1 pseudogene is annotated in these 436 nt (G+C 73.2%); it reads left to right on the top strand.

Features of this window, described 5'->3' with window-relative positions:
• Positions 1–74: 74 nt before the first annotated feature.
• Positions 75–436: pseudogene (locus tag ADK65_RS02925) on the top strand (hypothetical protein); the annotation flags it as partial.

Genomic DNA, 436 nt, shown 5'->3' with positions numbered 1-436 from the left:
CACCCGAGTGGTCCCCCACGCCACACCAGTGCCCCCTATGTGAGATTTGTCTGATTAGCGCGTATCGTCGCCGCATGCCCACGCCATACGGATCCCGCGGCGGCATGGCGTTCGGCGTGGAGGAGCTGCGTGTGCTCCGCCGCGCCCTCGCTCTTGCCCTCCACCCCGCCCCCGCCTCGGCCGACGACGTCCAGGACTGTCTCCGTCTCGCACAGTCGCTCGACGAGGCGCTGCGGGAAGGGGCCAGGCTGCGTGCCTTCCTCGTGGCCGACCTGGGCCGTTACCGCGCCGCCCTCCCCGGCACCGCCGCCGGCTACCTCGCTCTCCTGGACGAGGCCCTGGGGACCGGTTACCGCCCCCTCCCCGACGACCTCGCGGCCCTGCGCGCCCTGCGCGGCAATCCCGCCGCAGCGGCTCTCCTGGACCGCTGCACACC

Source organism: Streptomyces sp. NRRL B-1140 (assembly GCF_001280065.1).
In the GTDB taxonomy this organism is placed as follows: domain Bacteria; phylum Actinomycetota; class Actinomycetes; order Streptomycetales; family Streptomycetaceae; genus Streptomyces.
This window is presented reverse-complemented; position numbering and strand designations above follow the sequence as displayed.